General features: G+C 57.1%; 13 protein-coding genes. 1 reads left to right on the top strand and 12 read right to left on the bottom strand.

The annotated features are described in order from the left end of the window. Positions 1-26 precede the first annotated feature (26 nt). From mazG to rlmD, 3 genes are all read right to left on the bottom strand, one after another. Positions 27-830 carry a nucleoside triphosphate pyrophosphohydrolase gene (gene mazG, locus NH461_RS02615; RefSeq protein ID WP_261601777.1) on the bottom strand — a complete coding sequence of 268 codons (804 nt, stop codon included), beginning with the start codon at positions 828-830 and terminating at the stop codon, positions 27-29. 82 nt (positions 831-912) lie between these two features. Further along, complete coding sequence (gene relA / locus NH461_RS02610) at positions 913-3132, bottom strand: GTP diphosphokinase (RefSeq protein ID WP_261601776.1); 2220 nt, start codon at positions 3130-3132, stop codon at positions 913-915. A 33-nt stretch (positions 3133-3165) separates the two neighbouring features. Next, positions 3166-4509 carry a 23S rRNA (uracil(1939)-C(5))-methyltransferase RlmD gene (rlmD, locus tag NH461_RS02605; RefSeq protein WP_261601775.1) on the bottom strand — a complete coding sequence of 448 codons (1344 nt, stop codon included), beginning with the start codon at positions 4507-4509 and terminating at the stop codon, positions 3166-3168. Between the two features lie 156 nt (positions 4510-4665). On the opposite strand from rlmD, the gene barA reads away from it, so the two are divergent. Beyond that, positions 4666-7443, top strand: a complete 2778-nt coding sequence (barA, locus tag NH461_RS02600; RefSeq protein ID WP_261601774.1) for a two-component sensor histidine kinase BarA — start codon at positions 4666-4668, stop codon at positions 7441-7443. 92 nt (positions 7444-7535) lie between these two features. Here the strand turns inward: barA and acpS are convergent, their stop codons facing one another. From acpS to rseB, 9 genes are all read right to left on the bottom strand, one after another. Beyond that, entirely contained in the window at positions 7536-7916 is a 381-nt protein-coding gene (gene acpS / locus NH461_RS02595) for a holo-ACP synthase (RefSeq protein WP_261601773.1), read from the bottom strand. Further along, complete coding sequence (gene pdxJ / locus NH461_RS02590; protein ID WP_261601772.1) at positions 7916-8647, bottom strand: pyridoxine 5'-phosphate synthase; 732 nt, start codon at positions 8645-8647, stop codon at positions 7916-7918. The genes acpS and pdxJ overlap by 1 nt, the downstream gene beginning before the upstream one ends. Next, positions 8644-9354 carry a DNA repair protein RecO gene (gene recO, locus NH461_RS02585; RefSeq protein WP_261601771.1) on the bottom strand — a complete coding sequence of 237 codons (711 nt, stop codon included), beginning with the start codon at positions 9352-9354 and terminating at the stop codon, positions 8644-8646. The genes pdxJ and recO overlap by 4 nt, the downstream gene beginning before the upstream one ends. A gap of 8 nt (positions 9355-9362) precedes the next feature. Next, positions 9363-10268: a GTPase Era gene (gene era, locus NH461_RS02580; protein ID WP_261601770.1), complete on the bottom strand. Its 906-nt coding sequence runs from the start codon at positions 10266-10268 to the stop codon at positions 9363-9365. Next, positions 10265-10939, bottom strand: a complete 675-nt coding sequence (gene rnc / locus NH461_RS02575) for a ribonuclease III (RefSeq protein WP_261601769.1) — start codon at positions 10937-10939, stop codon at positions 10265-10267. Before rnc ends, era begins: the two co-directional genes overlap by 4 nt. A 10-nt stretch (positions 10940-10949) precedes the next feature. Further along, the gene (gene lepB, locus NH461_RS02570) at positions 10950-11849 is read right to left on the bottom strand and encodes a signal peptidase I (protein WP_261601768.1); all 900 of its coding nucleotides are present in this window, start codon (positions 11847-11849) and stop codon (positions 10950-10952) included. A gap of 130 nt (positions 11850-11979) precedes the next feature. Beyond that, entirely contained in the window at positions 11980-13776 is a 1797-nt protein-coding gene (gene lepA / locus NH461_RS02565) for a translation elongation factor 4 (protein ID WP_261601767.1), read from the bottom strand. A gap of 78 nt (positions 13777-13854) precedes the next feature. Then, on the bottom strand, positions 13855-14352 hold the full coding sequence (locus NH461_RS02560) for a SoxR reducing system RseC family protein (RefSeq protein ID WP_261601766.1): 498 nt from the start codon (positions 14350-14352) through the stop codon (positions 13855-13857). Then, positions 14349-15323, bottom strand: coding sequence for a sigma-E factor regulatory protein RseB (gene rseB, locus NH461_RS02555; protein WP_261601765.1), 975 nt, complete (start codon positions 15321-15323; stop codon positions 14349-14351). Before rseB ends, NH461_RS02560 begins: the two co-directional genes overlap by 4 nt. Positions 15324-15333 lie beyond the last annotated feature (10 nt).

The following is a 15333-nucleotide window of genomic DNA, read 5'->3' as shown; positions in this document are numbered from 1 at the left end:
TACCGTTCAACGGCTAAGCAAGGCGGTTAACGCTCGCGCTGTTTGACGCGATGCCATTCCTGATCAAGCATCTCGAGCGAGCAGTCTTCAACACGCTTCCCTTGTTCTAGCACACTTTTTTCAACTTCGCGAAACCGGCGCTCGAATTTTCGATTAGCACGCTGCAGTGCCGTTTCCGGCTTCACTTGCAGATGGCGGCTGAGGTTAACCACAGCAAACAGCAGATCGCCGATTTCATCCTCGATGCTGTCCTGAGATGGTGACACCTGGATGACTTCATCCATCACCTCGTCCAGTTCTTCGCGGACTTTCTCCACCACCGGGCCCAGGCTGTCCCAGTCAAAACCGTGCTTAGCACAGCGCTTCTGGATTTTCTCGGCCCGGATCAGCGCCGGCAGGGCTTGAGGGATATTCGCCAGCAGGCTGGCATCTGCCGCTTTCGCGGCCCGCTCTTTGGCTTTTTCAGCTTCCCAGTTGGCGAGGATCTCCGCCTCGTTGGCAAATTCAGTGCCTCCGAATACATGGGGATGACGGCGGATCAATTTGTCATTAATGCCGCGAACCACATCTTCAAACGCAAACAGCCCCTGCTCTTTGCCGAGCTGGCTGTAAAAGATCACCTGAAACAGCAAATCCCCCAGCTCTTCACGCACCTCATCCCAATTTTTCTGATTGATGGCATCAGCGACCTCATACGCTTCTTCGAGCGTGTGCGGCACGATGGAGGCAAAGTCCTGCTTCAGATCCCACGGACATCCCGTCTCGGGATCCCGCAATGTCGCCATAATCTCAAGCAACTGCTCAATCGGCGCCTGTGTGTTGTCACTCATGTCAAATACTGCCTTTTCAATCTACTGGCGATACAAAAACGGGCAGCCAGGCTACCCGTTCCAATCCCGTGATGGGAGGACATTAATGGAGCCGTTTGGCTTCCGCAACATCCTTGACCTGCTCCACCCGCTTGAGCACCCGGCCCAACACTTCCAGGTCGGTCAGCTCCAGGTCGAAGTCCATAATCGACATCTGTTTTTTGAAATCGATCCGGCTCTTCACCCCGGCCACTTTCACTTTCTCGTTGGCAAAGGTATTGGTCAGCTCCTTGAGCAAGCCGTTGCGCTCCGAGGCCGTCACCCGGACCGTCAGCATATAGTTGCCGACAAAGCCGCCGCCCCAGACGGTATCGATGATCCGCTCCGGCGCAACATGGCGCAGCTCTTCCAACTGCTCGCAGTCCTGACGGTGCACCGAAATACCGCGGCCCTGGGTGACGAAGCCCTGGATATCATCGCCCGGGATCGGCTGACAACAGCGCGCCAAGTGGGTCATCAAGTTATCGACCCCTTCGACCACCACCGCATCCCGCTGCGGCTTCTTGGTGGCTCTCGGCGCGGCTTCACTGAGTTTTTCCAGCAGCTGCTGATCTTCTTCCTCGGCCGTCGGCTTGTTCACCAGTGCATTAATGTGGTTGACGACCTGGTTGATCCGCAGGTCGCCGCTGCCGATCCCGGCAAACAGCTCGACCGGCGACGGCACATTGAACCGCTTCAGCGCGTAGGCTTCGGCATCTTTCAGGGTGGCGCCGATTTTGGCCAGCTCGGTCTCGAGGATTTCCCGCCCGGCGGCGATGTTCTTGTCGCGGTCCTGTTTACGGAACCAGGCATGCACCTTGGCCCGGGCCCGGCTGGAAGTCACAAAGCCCAGGTTCGGGTTCAGCCAGTCGCGCGACGGATTCGGCTCCTTCTGGGTGATGATCTCGACCTGATCGCCCATTTGCAGGTGATAGGTAAACGGCACAATCCGCCCTTCAACTTTAGCCCCGATACACCGGTGCCCCACTTCCGAGTGAATGTGGTAAGCAAAATCAAGCGGTGTGGCATTCATCGGCAGGTCAACTACATCCCCTTTCGGCGTAAAGGCGTAAACGCGATCATCAAACACCTGACTGCGCAGCTCTTCCAGCATCTCGCCGGAGTCGGACATCTCTTCCTGCCAGGCCAGCAGTTTACGCAGCCAGTTGATTTTCTCGTCGTAGGCCGACTTGGCGCCGCCGGTCGCCCCTTCCTTGTATTTCCAGTGGGCCGCCACCCCCAGCTCCGACTCTTCGTGCATCTGCTTGGTCCGGATCTGGATCTCGATGGTTTTGCCTTCCGGCCCCAGCACCACGGTATGGATCGACTGGTAGCCGTTCGGTTTCGGGTTGGCGACATAGTCATCAAATTCTTTCGGCAGATGACGGTACTTGGTGTGCACCACCCCCAGCGCGGCGTAACAGTCCTGCAGCTGATCAGCGATGATCCGCACCGCCCGAACGTCAAACAGCTCGTCAAATGCCAGGTTCTTCTTCTGCATCTTGCGCCAGATGCTGTAGATGTGCTTCGGACGGCCGTGGACTTCCGCCTTGATGTTGGACGCTTTCATCGCGCTGTCGAGATCGTCGACAAAGTGCTCGATGTAGTGTTCGCGGTCAATCCGGCGCTCGGAGAGCTGCTTGGCGATTTGCTTGTAGGTATTAGGATGGTTGTAGCGGAACGCGTAGTCTTCAATTTCCCACTTGAGCTGACCGATCCCCAACCGGTTGGCCAGCGGCGCGTAGATGTTGGCACACTCTTTGGCTGCTGCCCGGCGTACTTCATCCGGTTCATCTTTCACCGCCCGCAGGTTGCAGATCCGCTCGGCCAGTTTGATGACCACGCAGCGGAAGTCGTCCACCATCGACAGCAACATCCGGCGAATATTATCCACCTGGGCTGACTGCGACGCCCCTTCAGTGGTGGATTTGAGCTGGCCGATCGCCGCCATCTGCTCAACCCCGGATACCATCTGCAAGATGGTATTGCTGTAATCTTCATTCAGGGCTTCGTAGCTGTAGATCCCCGCTTCCACCAGCGGGAATAGCAACGCCGAAACCAGGGTGTCCCGATCCATACTCAGGGTCACCAGAATTTCAACCATTTCGCGACCACGCCACAGCAACTGCGGCGCCGACGCTTCCTCGCTCGTAAGCTCGATACAACGTTGATAGGTTTGTTTGATCTGCTCCGCCACTTTGGCGTCCTGCTTCAGGCTCTCAACCCAGGCAGCCAGCTCAAATGTCTCATTTTCCTTTAAGTGCGCACCGCGAACTGCGACCATCTCTCTATCCTGTTGTTCTATCGTGATTCAACACTATTTTTTGCGGCCCTGCTCCGACCGGATAAACAGCGCCATTGATTCTAAGTGTCCGGTGTGAGGGAACATATCCAGCATTCCCAAACGTGCCAACTGATACCCCTGCTGCAACAGCACCTGACTGTCCCGGGCCAGGGTGGCCGGGTTGCAAGAGACGTACACCACCCGCTCCGGAGCCAGCTTGACCACGTGCGACATCACGCCCGCAGCACCGGCCCGGGCCGGATCCAGCAAAATCTTGGTAAACGGTGCCTGCGCCCAGGGCTGGGTGGTGACATCCGCTTCCAGGTTGGCCTGGTAAAATTCGGTATTGGCCAACTGCGCCTGCGTCGCATTATCCGTGGCGCGGCGGACCATCTCGTCCACCCCTTCCACGCCGACGACGGCCTGGACCTGTTTGGCTAAGGGTAAACTAAAGTTACCTAAACCACAGAATAAATCCAACACCCGATCCTGTGGGCCGACGTCAAGCCAGTCCAGCGCCTGCTGCACCATCCTGGCATTGACCGGTGCGTTGACCTGGATGAAATCACGCGGGGTGAAATAGAGCTTCTGTCCGTTCAGCGCATAGTAAGGCGCCTCGCCGGTCACGCGCTCCAGGCTGTCAGCTGTCGGTGCCAGATACAGGATCACCGAATGCTGCTTTGCAAAAGCCAGCAGCGCCGCCTGATCGACGTCATTGAACGGCTGCAGGTGACGGATCATCACGACCCGGCCATTGTCGGCTTCCACCAGCTCCAAATGCCCGAGATGCTTTTTGCCCTTCAGGCCCGCCAGCAATTTCCGCAACGGCGGCAACAATGCATTCAGCGATTCTGCCAGCACCGGGCAATGGCTGACGTCCACGATAGCTTTGCTCTGCTTGCGGCGAAAACCAAACTGCAACGGCCCGCTCTCAGCGCGCAGGCTGAACCGGGCTCGGCGGCGATAGTGCCAGGCATCCCCGGTGATGGGCGGCGCCTGTTCAACAGACTGCCCTTGATCCGTGGCGGCAAATTTACCCATCAGCTCGCCCAGTGCCTGCTGTTTGGCAGCCACCTGGCCGGCATGGGACAAGTGCTGCAAATTACAGCCGCCGCACTGCTCGTAGATCGGGCATTGCGGCTGAGTCCGTGCGGGGCTATCGTTCAGGCGCTTGATCACTTTGGCACGGGCATACTGCTTTTTATCTTCCGTCAGCTGCACCACCACGGTTTCATCCGGTAAGGCCCCATCAACAAATACCGGCTTTTTGTCGAGATGACCAATCCCGGCCCCGAGGTGATCGAGTCGGCGAATGGTCATTTCCTTGTGTTTGGTGTCGGTTAATTTTCGTTTCTGAGGCTTAAAAAAACGTGCCATAGTGTTTTGACTCACGGAGCAGATCGACCAAACTGAGTGATATTGCCAGCAGTTTGGTATTCGTTGATTGTCGAGCAGCCTTAGTTTCATTAAGCTAACGGCCACAGGTGGAGGACAATTCTCCCACAGAATCGCATTCTTGTAATTAAGAGAACCATGACCAAATATGGACTTCGTGCCAGGGTGTTCACCCTGACATTAGCACCGACGCTGATTATCGGCCTGCTCCTGAGCGCTTTTTTCACCATGAGCCGCTACCGAGACCTCGAACATCAGCTGCTGTCGACCGGCGCCAGTATTATCGAGCCCCTTGCGATTTCCACCGAATACGGCATGACCGACAAAAACCGCGAAGCGGTCCGGCGCCTGATCAGCTACGCCCACCGCAAGCACTCGGAAATTGTCCGCAGCATTGCGGTGTTTGATGCCGACAACCAGCTGTTCGTCACCTCCAATTTCCACCGCAACTTCGAAACCCTGATGTACCCGGACGACCAGCCGATCCCACTGCTGCTCGACACCCGGCTCAATGAAAATGCCCTGATTTTAAGAGCGCCGATCCTCAGCGAGGGGCAATTCAGCACCTTGTCCACCCCGGGCATGCAGGCCAAACCACTGGGCTACATTGCGCTGGAACTTGATCTCAGCGCCCTGCGCCTGCAGCAGTACCAGGAAGTCTTTACCGCCCTGATGGTGCTGTTGCTGGGCCTGACGCTGGCTTCAATGTTCGCCTACCGCCTGATGCGTGATGTCACCCGGCCGGTCTCCCATATGGTCAGCGTGGTTGATCGGATCCGCCGCGGCCACCTGGACGTACGAATTGAAGGCCAGCTGCTGGGCGAGCTCGACACGCTGAAAAACGGCATCAATGCCATGGCGATCTCACTGTCGGAATACCACATTGAGATGCAGCAGAGTATCGATCAAGCCACTTCAGATCTGCGCGAAACCCTGGAGCAGCTGGAGATCCAGAACGTCGAGCTGGATATCGCCAAAAAACGGGCTCAGGAAGCGGCCCGGGTGAAATCCGAGTTCCTGGCCAATATGTCCCACGAGCTGCGTACCCCGCTCAACGGCGTCATCGGCTTTACCCGCCAGATGCTCAAGACCCGGCTCAGCAGCAGCCAACAGGACTACCTGCAGACGATCGAGAAATCCGCCAACAACCTGCTGACCATCATCAACGATATTCTCGACTTCTCGAAGCTCGAAGCCGGCAAGCTGCTGCTGGAAAATATTCCGTTCGACTTTACCGACTCGCTTGATGAAGTGATGAAGCTGCTGGCCCCGAGCGCCCACGAGAAAGGCCTCGAGCTGACGCTGAAAATCGACGAGCGGATCCCTGCCGGGCTGATCGGCGATCCACTGCGGATCCAGCAGGTGCTAACCAACCTGATCGGCAACGCGGTGAAATTCACCGAGCGCGGCAACATCGATGTGTCCGTCGAACTCAAGGCCGACAAGGATGAAACCGTCGAGCTGCAATTTATCGTCCGCGACACCGGGATCGGGATTTCCGAGCGTCAGCAGGCCCAATTGTTCCAGGCCTTCAGCCAGGCCGATGCCAGTATCTCCCGTCGCTACGGCGGCACCGGGCTGGGGCTGGTGATCACCCAGAAACTGGTCACCCAGATGGGCGGCGAGATCAGCCTGACCAGTCGCCTACATCAGGGCTCAACGTTCTGGTTCAGCCTGCGCCTGACCAAAACCGACTTGCCGGTCTCGCAGCCACTCAACACCGCCTCGCTCAACGGCAAGAAACTGCTGCTGATCGAGCCGAACATGCAGGCCGCCTCGATCCTGCAACAACGCCTGATCCGGGCCGGCATCCATGTCACCTACCGCTCGACCATGCCGGAAGAAGCCGAGCAGCATGAGTTTGCCCTGCTCTGTCTGGCACCGGGCGAGCAGCCGCCGATTGCTACCCTGCTCGATATGGTATTCAAGGCCGAGCAGCACAGCGAGAAAGTGATGGTCTGCCTGCCGACCACCGAGCTGGCCCTGTCCGAGCGCCTGCTCAATGCTGGCGTTTCCGCCTGCCTGCCTAAACCGCTGGCACAGCGCAAGCTACTGGAGACCCTGATCACCGAGCCGGACGAGCTGGCTGAGCCGGCGCCGCAACTCCTGCCGGCCGCGGCCCAAAGTATCCTGCCGCTGACGGTGATGGCGGTCGATGATAACCCGGCCAACCTGAAGCTGATTTCAGCCCTGCTGAGCGAGCGGGTCGAGACCGTGATCACTGCCACCGGCGGGCGCAAAGCGGTCGAGTATGCCCACCAGAAACGCTTCGATTTGATCTTTATGGATATCCAGATGCCGGAAATGGACGGGGTCACCGCCTGTCAGGAAATCCACCAAACCGACCTCAACCACCACACCCCGGTGATCGCGGTCACCGCCCACGCCATGGCCGGCGAGCGCGAACGCCTGCTCAATGCGGGGATGGATGACTACCTGACCAAACCGATTGAAGAGCATATCCTGCAGCAGATCCTTGCCAAGTGGATCCGGGCAGATGACACGACAACGGATGCTGTCCCAAACGGTGAGCTGTCTGCCGCCCCGGCGCCCCAGCCTGAGTCAGAGCCGCTCAATCAGAATATTAGCTGGGACTGGGATCTGGCCCTGAAACAGGCCGCGGGGAAAGAGGAACTGGCGCGGGACATGCTGCAAATGCTGCTTGACTATATGCCGGAGGTCGAGATGCTGGTCAACGAAGCGCTGGACGGCAAGGATATCGAATTGTGGCCGCCGATCCACAAGCTGCACGGCAGCTGTGCCTACAGCGGCGTTCCGCGCCTCAAGAGCCTGTGCCACACCATCGAAACCGAGCTCAAGGCCGGGACCAGCACCGATGAGCTCGAACCCGAGCTGTTTGAGCTGGTCGACGAAATGAACAACGTCGTCAAGGCCTCCAAAGCCTACCGGCCTTAGGCTTAGCTTGAACTGAGTAATACAAAAAAGGCGAGCAGTGTGCTCGCCTTTTTTGTATCTACCGAGTTAGCCATCGGCCCGGTGGCTGTGCCTCAGCTTTCGAGGATCACCGTCGCCACCGCGTATTGCTTTTCATCGGCAATGGTCAGATGAACATGCCGCACACCCATCTGCGCCGCCAGCTCCCCGGCCTTGCCGGACAGCGCCAGCACCGGTTTACCCAGGGCATCGTTGCTGACGGTAAAGTCATGGAACGTCACCCCGCAGGCAATGCCAGTGCCCAGCGCTTTCGAGGCCGCTTCTTTGACCGCAAACCGCTTGGCCAGATAGCGGGCCTTGTGCTTCAGGCCGTGAAAAACCGCCAGCTCCTCCGGTGCCAGCACCCGCTCAGCAAACGTATCCCCGGTGCGTGAGAACACGTTCTCCACCCGGTCGATGGCCGCGATATCGGTGCCCAGCCCCAGAATCGCCATCAGCGACGCGCTTCCAGCATCACCGCTTTCATATCTGCCACGGCAGTGTGCAGGCCGTCAAAGACGGCACGGCCGATAATCGAGTGGCCGATATTGAGCTCGTACAACTCCGGCAGCGCGGCGATCGGCTTCACGTTGTGGTAAGTCAGGCCGTGACCGGCATTGACCTTGATGCCCTGATCGTCAGCGTAGCTGGCCGCAGCGGCAATTTTCTTCAGCTCGGCCTGCTGCTCCGCTTCCGTTTGGGCATCCGCATAGTGGCCGGTGTGCAGCTCAATGTACGGCGCGCCACAGGCAACGGCGGCATCGATCTGCGCACGGTCGGCATCGATAAACAGCGATACTAAAATCCCGGCTTCGGTCAGTTTTGCCGTCGCGGCTTTGATTTTTTCCAACTGCCCGGCGACATCCAGGCCACCTTCAGTCGTCAGCTCTTCACGCTTCTCCGGCACCAGACAGACAAACTCCGGCTTGGTATCCAGTGCGATCTGGACCATTTCATCGGTCACCGCCATTTCCAGGTTCATTCGGGTCTGGATGGTTTCACGCAAAATACGGACATCGCGGTCAGTGATATGGCGACGATCTTCACGCAGGTGAATGGTGATCCCATCGGCACCGGCACGCTCTGCCACTTCTGCTGCGTGGACCGGATCCGGGTAACGCGTCCCCCGTGCATTCCGTAAGGTCGCAATATGATCGATATTCACGCCGAGTAAAATGTTGTTCATTTTCCGGAACTCCTTCCTCTGAGGGTAAACAATTCCCTGCTTTTTAATGGTTTGCCGCCAAGATACGGTTTCAGGGCTATCCGTGTAAAGCGTTTTGCGGCCCGAAGCTGATCCGGACTGTCAAAATGTCTGGCTGCGATGGCCTTGAGCTGATTGCCGGTAAACGTCAGTTGCCCCTGCACCATCGAGGCGATAAAGCCCCGCTGCTCACGGTAGCTATAGGTCATCCCATCTTCTACCGGCAGGCCGCTACCGGCACAGTGAAGAAAGTCGATGCCATAGCCGAGATGGTACAGCAGTGCCAGTTCAAAGCGCCGCAGTGCAGGCTCTGGATTCTCCGCCTGCGCCAGCTCACGCAGCACATTCAGGTAATCCAGAAACAACACCGGGTAAGGAGTATTGGGCTCCAGCACCCGCGCCAGGATCTCATTGACATACATAGCGGAGTACAGGATATAGCTGCGCATCGGCAGGCCGATACTGATCGGCTCGGCCTGAGTCAGCACCGGCATTGAGCCCCGGCCTGACCATTTGATGAACAGCGGTGTAAAAGGTTGCAGCGCGCCTTTGAGGTTGGAGCGTTTGCGGCGCGCGCCTTTGGCAAGGAGGGTGACACGGCCTGAGTCCTCGCTGAAGACATCCAGGATCAGGCTCGTCTCGCTATAGGGACGCGTATGAAGGACAAAACAGCGCTGTAGCCCCTCCATAGTGCCCCTTACAGATCGTCGATGTAACCCAGGCTACGCAGGGCACGTTCGTCATCGGCCCAGCCGGATTTCACTTTCACCCACAGCTCCAGGTAGACCTTGCGCTCGAACAGATCTTCCATATCGAGCCGTGCCTGACGACCAATGGTTTTGATCTTCTCGCCGCCTTTGCCGATCACCATTTTCTTCTGGCCCTGACGCTCAACCAGGATCAGGCCGTTGATATCAAAGCCGTCGGTGTCCGGGTTGTAATCAAAGCGCTCGATTTCCACCGTCACCGAGTACGGCAGTTCATCACCGGTAAAGCGCATCAGCTTCTCCCGGATGATCTCGGATGCCATGAAACGCTGCGAACGGTCGGTCACATACTCTTCCGGGAAGTAGTACTCACCTTCCGGCAGGTGCTTGCGGACGATCTTCTCAACCGTATCAACATTAGTCCCGTGTTTAGCAGACACCGGGACGACATCGACAAAGTCCATCTTGCTCGCCAATTCCTGCAGGTGCGGGAACAGATCGTACTTCTCTTTGACGTTGTCGACCTTGTTGACCAGCAGCACGGTTGGCAACTGCGACTTGGCCAGCTTGTTCAGCACCATCTCGTCATCAGGCGTCCACAGGGTGCCGTCGACCAGAAACAGCACCAGCTCCACATCGGTCAGCGAGCTGCTGGCCGCACGGTTCATCAGGCGGTTAATGGTGCGCTTTTCTTCAATGTGCAGGCCCGGGGTATCAACATACACCGCCTGGTAACCGTCACGGGTATCGACTCCCATGATCCGGTGGCGGGTGGTCTGAGGTTTCCGCGAGGTGATCGACAACTTCTGGCCGACCAAACGGTTCAGCAGCGTCGATTTCCCGACATTTGGTCGGCCGACGATGGCGATAAAGCCGCAATGTGTTTTGTCTGTCATGATTCCAACTGCTTAAGCGCAATTTCTGCTGCCGCCTGCTCTGCCTTGCGCCGACTGCCGCCTTTACCAATCACAGGCTTCTCCAGGCCTGCCACTTCGCACTGTACGGTAAACTCCTGATTGTGGGCCTCACCGTGCACCTTAATTACAGTATATGCAGGCAGCGGTAAACGGCGCCCCTGCAGACACTCCTGAAGCCGGGTCTTCGGATCTTTCTGATTGATCCCCGGCTTGATGGTTTCCAGGCGCGACTGATACCAGCTCAGCACGATTTTTCGGACGACTTCAATGTCGCTGTCGAGGTAAATCGCCCCGATAATCGCTTCCACGCAGTCCGCCAGGATCGAGTCACGGCGGAACCCGCCACTTTTCAGCTCGCCCGGTCCCAGCAGCAGGTGATCGCCCAGCTCAAACTCACGCCCCAACTCGGCCAGGGTTTTGCCCCGCACCAGCGTTGCGCGCATCCGGCTCATATCGCCTTCGTCCACCGCCGGAAAGCGGTGGTAGAGATCATCGGCAACCACAAAACTCAGAATCGAATCGCCCAGAAACTCCAGGCGCTCGTTGTGCGTTCCGTTGGCACTGCGGTGTGTCAGTGCCAAGGTCAAAAGATCAGTGTTGTTAAATTGATAACCCAGCTTACGCTGCAGTTTATTTGCAGGAGACGTCATTTTTTCCCGATCAGTTTATGCCACCGATGCGACTCAAGCGCACACCGGTAGGAATCCAAGATGGAAGAACACTTTCAGCACTTCGTTCAAACTCAAAGCTGATCCAGATCCCGACCGCCTTACCCACCAGATTGGCTTCAGGCACAAATCCCCAATAACGGCTGTCAGCACTGTTGTCGCGATTATCACCCATCACGAAATATTGTCCTTCCGGCACAACCCATTCGCTGATCCCCGGACGCGGCTTGTAGTTCAGCACCCGATCACGCTTAAGCGGATGGATCAGGATTTTGTGCTGCTGCTCGCCCAGTTGCTCATTGAATTGCACCAAGCGGGTCATCCCCTGGCTAAATTCGCTGTCGGTCATATTCTCCAGCGGAACCGGGGTACACTCATTGCTGCCTTTCGGCGCCACACACAGCTGTTTGTAGGCGCTGTAACGAACGGTATCGCCCGGCAGGCCGACCACTCGCTTGATGTAGTCAATATTCGGCTGAGGCGGGAACTTAAACACCACAATATCACCACGCTCTGGTTCACCGGTTTCCACCAACTTGTGTCGGAAGACCGGATCGCGCAGGCCATAGGCGTATTTCTCAACCAGGATGAAATCTCCCACCAACAGTGTCGGCATCATCGAGCCGGATGGGATCTGGAACGGCTCATAAATAAATGAGCGAAATACCATAATGAGCGCAATCACCGGAAACAGCGAACTGGTCGACTCGACCCAGCTCGGTTGCGGTGCTACGGCTTGTAGGGTTTTAGCATCGACTTGATCGCCGGCATTTAAGGCGGCGGCTTCAATCTTCAATTGACGTTTCGGCGCCCAGAGAAATTTTTCCAGTACCCAAATGATCCCGGTCACCAGCGTAGCCAGCACCAGAATGAGCGAAAAAGTATTTGCCATTTTAATCCCTAATAAATGTAACAGTGCAGCAAGCGAACTTGCTGCACTGCTCATCGACTCTTGCCTCATGGTCCCGGCGATCAAGCGATCCCCACAGGTAACCGACAACAGCCATGAGTTTTGTCATTACTTACTTGTCTTTACCGACGTGCAGAATTGCCAGGAAGGCTTCCTGAGGCAGTTCGACGTTGCCGATCTGCTTCATACGTTTCTTACCTTCTTTCTGTTTCTGCAGCAGTTTTTTCTTACGACTCACGTCACCACCGTAACACTTGGCGATAACGTTTTTACGCAACTGCTTCACCGTCGAGCGGGCAATGATATGGTTGCCAATGGCCGCCTGAATCGCGATGTCGAACATCTGACGAGGAATGAATTCTTTCATTTTCTCCACCAGATCACGGCCGCGGTGCTGCGCATTGTCTTTGTGCGTGATAATCGCCAGAGCATCAACACGGTCGCCGTTCAGCATGATATCCACACGTACCATGTCGGATTCTTCGTAGCGCTGGAAGTTGTAATCCAGAGACGCATAACCGCGAGAGGTCGATTTCAGGCGATCGAAGAAGTCCAGCACCACTTCGGACATCGGGATGTCGTAAGTCAGGGCAACCTGGTTACCGTGGTAAACCATGTCGACCTGCATGCCGCGCTTCTCGACACACAAAGTGATGACGTTACCCAGGTATTCACTCGGGACCAGAATGTTACAACGGGCAATCGGCTCACCAATCACATCGATATCGTTCACCGCCGGCAGTTTCGCCGGGCTGTCAACGTACATCATGGTACCGTCGGTTTTCTTCACTTCGTACACCACCGTCGGTGCCGTGGTGATCAGGTCCAGATCGTATTCGCGTTCCAGACGCTCCTGAATGATTTCCATGTGCAGCATGCCGAGGAAACCACAACGGAAACCAAAGCCCAGTGCCGCCGAGCTTTCCGGCTCGTAGAACAGCGACGCATCATTCAGGCTCAATTTGCCCAGCGCATCCCGGAAGTTCTCGTAATCATCGGAAGAGACCGGAAACAGACCGGCGTATACCTGCGGTTTCACTTTCTGGAAACCCGGCAGCGGTTTTTCACAACCGTTTTTCGCGTGCGTCAAGGTATCGCCCACCGGCGCGCCCAGGATGTCTTTAATCCCACAGACCACCCAGCCGACTTCACCGGTTTTCAGCACGTCTTTATCAACTTGCTTCGGCGTGAAGATCCCCAGACGGTCAACGCCCCAGGTCTGGCCGGTGCTCATGACTTTGATCTTGTCGTTCTTCTTCAGGACGCCGTTCTTGATCCGTACCAGCGACACGACGCCCAGGTAGTTATCGAACCAGGAATCGATGATCAACGCCTGCAGCGGCGCATCCGGATCGCCTTCCGGCGCTGGGATCGCCGACACGATATTCTCAAGCACATCGTCTACGCCCAGACCGGTTTTGGCCGAGCAGCGAGTCGCTTCCATCGCGTCGATGCCGACGATTTCTTCAATTTCTTCCGCAACACGGTCAGGATCGGCGGCCGGCAGGTCGATTTTGTTCAAAATCGGCACGACTTCCAGATCCATTTCGATCGCTGTGTAGCAGTTGGCCAACGTCTGGGCTTCCACCCCCTGGCCGGCATCCACCACCAGCAGCGCCCCTTCACAGGCGGCCAGTGAGCGGGAAACTTCATACGAGAAGTCGACGTGTCCCGGGGTGTCGATAAAGTTCAGCTGATAAGTTTCACCATCTTTCGCCAGGTAATCGAGCGTCACGCTCTGGGCTTTGATAGTGATACCGCGCTCGCGCTCAAGGTCCATGGAATCCAGCACCTGGGCTGCCATTTCACGGTCGGAAAGGCCACCACAGACTTGGATCAGGCGGTCAGATAACGTCGACTTACCATGGTCGATGTGTGCAATAATCGAAAAGTTACGAATGTGCTTCATGAATTGGCGTGACTAACTCGTGATTAAAAATGAATGGGATCTACAGATCAATTTGGCCGATTCTACCCAATTTCACCGCTAGCTGCTATCTTTCGGTGCGGCATTTATCAATTGCGTTGCCGCAAGCGGGCTGCCTAACACCCGAATCAGGTTGGGTTTATAGGCGGCTTGATGTTCCAGACGTCTCGCCATGCGGCGCGCCAGCAGCAGCCCGGCACCGGCACTAAGCACAGCGCTCAGGATCACCGCCGGCTCTCCGCCGCCCGCCAGATCAACAAACCACCACTGGCCGAACGCGGCGCCCAGGATCAAGCATAGCAGAGGCAGCACATAGACCAAGAGGGCCGAATTGAGCATGCTTTGCTCAGGCAGGCCGATTTCCACGATATCACCGACTACGACGGACTCACGGGTAGCAATGTCAATCTGATGGCTGCGCCCCGGCACCGCCTTGCTGACAATACCGGTACCGCAACTATCCCGGGAGGCGCAATGCCCGCAGCTGGTTTCCTGCTGGCAACTCACCGTCACCTGACCGGGCGCAACCGCGACCACGGTCGCCAGTGAGCGCATCATGGCTGCTCGCCTTTGGCCGTTTGAAACGCGACGGACTCGGCAACCCGACGGGCGGTAGCCGGTGGAATATCCCCGACCACCGTCACTTCTTTGCCTTTCGCCAGGTAACTGTGCAACGTCCGGCGCCCCTGGCGCACCAGTTGCTCACGAACGGTAAATTGATCGGCCGAGGCGACATAGATCGAGAAACTGAACAGGCCGTCGCTGAACATTTTGCTCTCGACCGGGCGCTCGGTCATCATCAGGCGATGACGGTTATGCGAGACGGTCTCGAACCCCTGCGGCAGCCATTTCACCTGCCAGCCCAGCTCAACCTGTGGCTGGGGCGGCAGTTGAACCACTGCCGGCAGCTCAACGGTTTTCAGACTCTGCAGCACTTCCCCGACCTTCGGGTTCACCACATAGGAGACTGCGCGGTACTGCTCCAGCGGCTCGCCGTCGCGATCGAGCAGGTCCGCCCGCATCACCAGCTTGCTGCGGGTATCGACCCACAACAGGTAGGAATATCGGGCACCGTCTTTCGGCGCAACCCGCACCACATCGCAGCCCACTCCGGCTTCCCGGGCCCGCCCCATAGAGATAAAGTCGTAATACTTCGCCAGCGCCGTGATGTCCGTTTGCATAATTGGCGGCAGCGGCGCCACCATCTTGTTGCTATGAATGGTGAACGGATCCAGCCCCGGTTCGAAGTAGCTCACTTCGTTACCCCGCTGAATCACTTCCCGCGGCGGACCGCTCAGGTAAACCAGATGCGCAAATGTCTCACCATCTTCATAGCTGTGGCGATATCGCAACGGTTCGATACTGTTTTTCTTGATGAGTATGTACGACAGCTCGTAGCTGAGCGCGCGGCTAGCCTCGTCCATTTGATGTAACAAAGCCTCGGCCGAAGGAGTGGACTCTTCAGCAGAGGCTTGCCATGGCATCAACAGGCTGACCAGTGTCAATGCACCGACCAGAATTTTTCTCATTTATCCGCCA

Origin of the sequence: Photobacterium sp. TY1-4, assembly GCF_025398175.1 — a bacterium.
In the GTDB taxonomy this organism is placed as follows: domain Bacteria; phylum Pseudomonadota; class Gammaproteobacteria; order Enterobacterales; family Vibrionaceae; genus Photobacterium.
The sequence above is the reverse complement of the archived record's forward strand: the minus strand, read 5'-3'. Positions and strand labels throughout refer to the sequence as shown.

Coding starts and splice junctions, on each gene's coding strand:
- mazG (WP_261601777.1), bottom strand. CDS start 830: ATGAGTGACAACACACAGGCGCCGATTGAGCAGTTGCTTGAGATTATG.
- relA (WP_261601776.1), bottom strand. CDS start 3,132: ATGGTCGCAGTTCGCGGTGCGCACTTAAAGGAAAATGAGACATTTGAG.
- rlmD (WP_261601775.1), bottom strand. CDS start 4,509: ATGGCACGTTTTTTTAAGCCTCAGAAACGAAAATTAACCGACACCAAA.
- barA (WP_261601774.1), top strand. CDS start 4,666: ATGACCAAATATGGACTTCGTGCCAGGGTGTTCACCCTGACATTAGCA.
- acpS (WP_261601773.1), bottom strand. CDS start 7,916: ATGGCGATTCTGGGGCTGGGCACCGATATCGCGGCCATCGACCGGGTG.
- pdxJ (WP_261601772.1), bottom strand. CDS start 8,647: ATGAACAACATTTTACTCGGCGTGAATATCGATCATATTGCGACCTTA.
- recO (WP_261601771.1), bottom strand. CDS start 9,354: ATGGAGGGGCTACAGCGCTGTTTTGTCCTTCATACGCGTCCCTATAGC.
- era (WP_261601770.1), bottom strand. CDS start 10,268: ATGACAGACAAAACACATTGCGGCTTTATCGCCATCGTCGGCCGACCA.
- rnc (WP_261601769.1), bottom strand. CDS start 10,939: ATGACGTCTCCTGCAAATAAACTGCAGCGTAAGCTGGGTTATCAATTT.
- lepB (WP_261601768.1), bottom strand. CDS start 11,849: ATGGCAAATACTTTTTCGCTCATTCTGGTGCTGGCTACGCTGGTGACC.
- lepA (WP_261601767.1), bottom strand. CDS start 13,776: ATGAAGCACATTCGTAACTTTTCGATTATTGCACACATCGACCATGGT.
- NH461_RS02560 (WP_261601766.1), bottom strand. CDS start 14,352: ATGATGCGCTCACTGGCGACCGTGGTCGCGGTTGCGCCCGGTCAGGTG.
- rseB (WP_261601765.1), bottom strand. CDS start 15,323: ATGAGAAAAATTCTGGTCGGTGCATTGACACTGGTCAGCCTGTTGATG.